The following is a 3,584-nucleotide window of genomic DNA, read 5'->3' as shown; positions in this document are numbered from 1 at the left end:
GACGTGGTTCGCGGTCGACGCCGCGGCCGAGACGTTGCGGCTCACCACGGTGGGTCGCTGGACGGTGGGGACCCGGGGGGCAACGGAACGGCGCTCAGACCATCGCGACCTTGCCGGTGGCGATGTCGTAGACGCCGCCGACGACCTTGACCTTGCCGTCCGCCACCGCCTTGGCGACGATCGGCTTCGCCTCGGTCAGCCGGCGCACGTTGTAGCGGACGTTCTCGGCGATCGCCGCGTCGAGCGGGTTCTCGGCCTTGCTCTTCTGCGCGAGGTCGATCGCCGGCTTGATCGCCTCGATCAGCAGCGGCATGTGGCCGGGCAGCTTGGTCTTCTCCTTCAGCACCTTCATGGTCGCGGCGACGGCGCCGCAGTTGGAATGGCCCAGCACCATGATCAGCGGCAGGCCCAGCACCGCGACGCCGTATTCGAGGCTCGCCAGGCCGTGGTCGTCGACGAAGTTGCCGGCGAGCCGCACCACGAACAGCTCCCCCGGGCCCTGGTCGAACGCGTATTCGGGCGCCACCCGCGAGTCGGCGCAGCTCACCAGGCCGGCGATCGGATACTGCGCGCCGGCGCGTGCCGCGCGGCCGGCCGAGAAGTCGCGATTCTGCATCGTGTCGCCGGCATAGCGGGCGTTGCCGTCGACCAGCCGCTTCAGCGCCTCGTCGGGACCGATGGCGTTCGGGCGCGCGGCCGCATCCTGGGCGAAGGCCGAGGCGATGCCGGTGGCGGCGAAGCCGCCCATCAGGGCCGATCCGGCGCCGGCCGCGAGCAGCGTGCGGCGGGAGAGCGAGAATCGTGTGGTGGCGTGAGTGCAGCGGGGGTCGTCACACATGAAGAAGGTCGTCCTCTCGGGCCGAGGCCTCGGCGGCCGTGGGTCGGATGGCGAAGGCGCGACCGCCCGACGGCGTCGTGCCCCGCCTCCAGGCTCCAATCTTCGCGTTGATGGGCTATAAATGCCGAGTCCAAACTTTGCCGGGATTTTTGGGGGCCGATGCGAGGGAACGGGGGCCGCGACGGGCAGGAGAGCGCGGGAGCCGTGGTGGCGCCCGCCGCCGTGCCGCCCGACGCACTCGTCGATGCGGCCGCACGTCTGCGCGAGACCGCGCGCTTCCGGCCGGCGCTCGCCCGCTATTGCCGCGGCATGGCGGACGCCGGCCCGATCGCCTGGCCGGCCCAAAAGCTGTTCGACCAGTACCGGCGCTATCTCGTCGGCTACATGCTGATCCACAACTGGTACGCCTGGACCAGCGCGGGAGGGCCGCTGCCGACCGTCGCGGCGCTGCAGAAGATCGCGGGCGCCTCGGCCCGCCAGGTCGGCGAGGTCGTCGCGATGTTGTCCGCGCGGGGCTTCGTCACGGTCACGTCGGACGCGTCCGACCGGCGGACCAAGCTGCTCGCGCCCGCGCCGGCGCTGGTCGGCGAGATCGGCCGCTCGGTGCGGCTGTTCGTCGGCGCCGTGGACGAGATCCTTCAACGCCGCCCGGCGTGGGCCGACGCGCTCGCGGACGCCGACCGGCTCGGAATCGTGCTGCAGCGATCGGCCGCTTACGTGCGGACGAACGGCACGCTGATCCACCCGTTCCCGCGCGTGCTTCAGTTCGCCGGACGGGACTGCGGCTATCCGCTGCTCTGTGCCGTGGTCGGCGCCCACTACGCCGAGACGATCCCGGGCGCGCCGCGTGCGGCGCCGGTCGGCGCGCGCCGGCTCGCCGCACGCTTCGGCGTGTCGGCCGCGCATGCGGCGAGCCTGTTGGCCGATGCGCGCCGGCAGGGCTGGTTCACCACCGGCCCTCGCGGCCGGCTCGCCATCCCGGCTCCCGATCTCCTCGACGAGTTCGAGCGCTGGGCCTCGTGGCAGATGGCACATTTCCAGGAGCTGGTGGACACCGTTCCGTGTGAACCCACCCGAGGCCCGGCCGTTGGATAGCAGGGGCATCAGCCCCCATTCCCGCCCGCGGGGTCAGCGAGGTCCCGCGCGGCCTTGAGGTGAGGCATTATGACATTTCGCAGGAACGCGACGACCTCGGCCAGAGAGCCTGGCCGATCTGCGACGCCCCGCGTGAAGTCGTCCCATTGGCCAAGTTTGAGGGGATCGCTCGCGAAGCCGGACGAGAGCGCGTCAGGCAGCCCGATCGGTATCGCGGTTCGGCGTCGAGAAAACGTGGCCGCGATGGCTGTGACGAGGCGGGACGCGTCATACCGGGACGGCGTCGCGAGGTGCCAAATGTCGTAGAAATCTTTCATCCGGCTGTTGGCACGACCAAGGACCACCATGGCGTGGAGTTTCTCAGCAATCACGGCTTCGGGTGGATAAGTGCGTAGTCGGGGCGCACCGCGACCGAGAAGAACCGGAAAGTCCATCTCCTGGATCTCCGGCGCGACAGCATCGCCGAAGCCGATATCGACGATCACGCGGGTTGTAGCTCGGTCTACGGTTGCGGTCGTTCTGAGTCGTACGCCCGCATATTCCCGGGTGCTTCCGACGGTCTCTGCAGTGAGGCCTGAAAGATCGAACGCGACGGCATCGTCGACCAGGACGGCACAAATTTCGCAGAAGATGCGGCAGATCTCGTCCGGGGCCGGATCGCCAAAACCGAGCAGGTCGAGATCGCGCGTAGGACGGTAAGGCTTGTCGCTCCAGGCCAACAACAGCATGGCGCCCTTGAGGACGAAGCGGTCCCGGTAGACGCTGCGGCTCAATCGGTCGAGCAAGCCTTCCAGGACATACCGGGTCAACGCACGATCGAACGTCTGACTGTTGTCCACGGCCCAGGCTTGGAGTCGGGCTCTGACCGACGCACCGCGGTTCCTGAGTGGCCTACGAGTTTGCAACGAGCGCCTCTAGATAGGGCCGCACGGAATCCCAGATGCCCGCTCTCTCGGCGTAACCGGCGATCTCGGCAGGCGTGGCCTTTCGACGATTGAGCGCTTCCTTCATGGCCTGAACGGCCTCGGCCACTCCGATGTCGGACTCGTACCAGCGTTTCTGTCGGAGGCCATGGAAGAACAAGTCCGAGACGGTCTTCGCAGGGCCGTAGATCCTGACCGGGACGCGGTCGATCTCGTGTGTCTCGATCCCTTCGGAGAAGACCCGGTCGTTGAAGCGGATGATCGCTACAGGCAGGGCGTGAATGATCGGGCGCCAATCGCGGGCACTGATTGCCAGCCAGATCTGCCGCGGCATTCGGTCGGTGAGGTCGTGGAACGAGAGAGCCGTGTCGAGGCAAACAACACCGTTCGGAACGAGCTTGGCGGATGCACCGAGCGTATGGCGGAAATCGGTCGCAGGGTCCGGGAGCGAATAAAGGCCGCGGGCGACCTTCTCGACCTGCCCGGACGACACCAGTCGCTTGACGGTGGCTCCGGTGACCCCCTCCGCCCGGAATTCCGACGCCCGCATCAGTCGGCGGGCTTGGAGAAGCGCAATGGCACGATCGGGCTGGCGCTGGGGGAGTCGGGACATAGCCGTGTATGATACATTTCCTCGCTATGTAGCAAGCCAGTCACGAGGATTTGTATCATCAGGCGGGCCTCGGAGCGCTTTGGAGCTGCCGCTCGCTGCTTCACAAACGAAAACG

At 67.9% G+C, this 3,584-nt stretch carries 4 protein-coding genes; 1 reads left to right on the top strand and 3 read right to left on the bottom strand.

The features are described from left to right. Positions 1-94 precede the first annotated feature (94 nt). Positions 95-838, bottom strand: a complete 744-nt coding sequence (locus CH341_RS29500; protein ID WP_111422909.1) for a carbonic anhydrase — start codon at positions 836-838, stop codon at positions 95-97. 204 nt (positions 839-1,042) lie between these two features. Between CH341_RS29500 and CH341_RS29495 the strand changes: the two genes are divergently transcribed. Next, positions 1,043-1,933, top strand: coding sequence for a hypothetical protein (locus tag CH341_RS29495; RefSeq protein ID WP_245431311.1), 891 nt, complete (start codon positions 1,043-1,045; stop codon positions 1,931-1,933). 8 nt (positions 1,934-1,941) lie between these two features. Here the strand turns inward: CH341_RS29495 and CH341_RS29490 are convergent, their stop codons facing one another. Then, complete coding sequence (locus CH341_RS29490) at positions 1,942-2,772, bottom strand: nucleotidyl transferase AbiEii/AbiGii toxin family protein (RefSeq protein ID WP_245431310.1); 831 nt, start codon at positions 2,770-2,772, stop codon at positions 1,942-1,944. Positions 2,773-2,824: 52 nt separating this feature from the next. Beyond that, positions 2,825-3,406 carry a type IV toxin-antitoxin system AbiEi family antitoxin domain-containing protein gene (locus CH341_RS29485; RefSeq protein ID WP_170149859.1) on the bottom strand — a complete coding sequence of 194 codons (582 nt, stop codon included), beginning with the start codon at positions 3,404-3,406 and terminating at the stop codon, positions 2,825-2,827. Positions 3,407-3,584: the final 178 nt, after the last annotated feature.

Origin of the sequence: Rhodoplanes roseus (genome assembly GCF_003258865.1) — a bacterium.
Lineage (GTDB): Bacteria > Pseudomonadota > Alphaproteobacteria > Rhizobiales > Xanthobacteraceae > Rhodoplanes > Rhodoplanes roseus.
The sequence above is the reverse complement of the archived record's forward strand: the minus strand, read 5'-3'. Positions and strand labels throughout refer to the sequence as shown.

Coding starts and splice junctions, on each gene's coding strand:
- CH341_RS29500 (WP_111422909.1), bottom strand. CDS start 838: ATGTGTGACGACCCCCGCTGCACTCACGCCACCACACGATTCTCGCTC.
- CH341_RS29485 (WP_170149859.1), bottom strand. CDS start 3,406: ATGCGGGCGTCGGAATTCCGGGCGGAGGGGGTCACCGGAGCCACCGTC.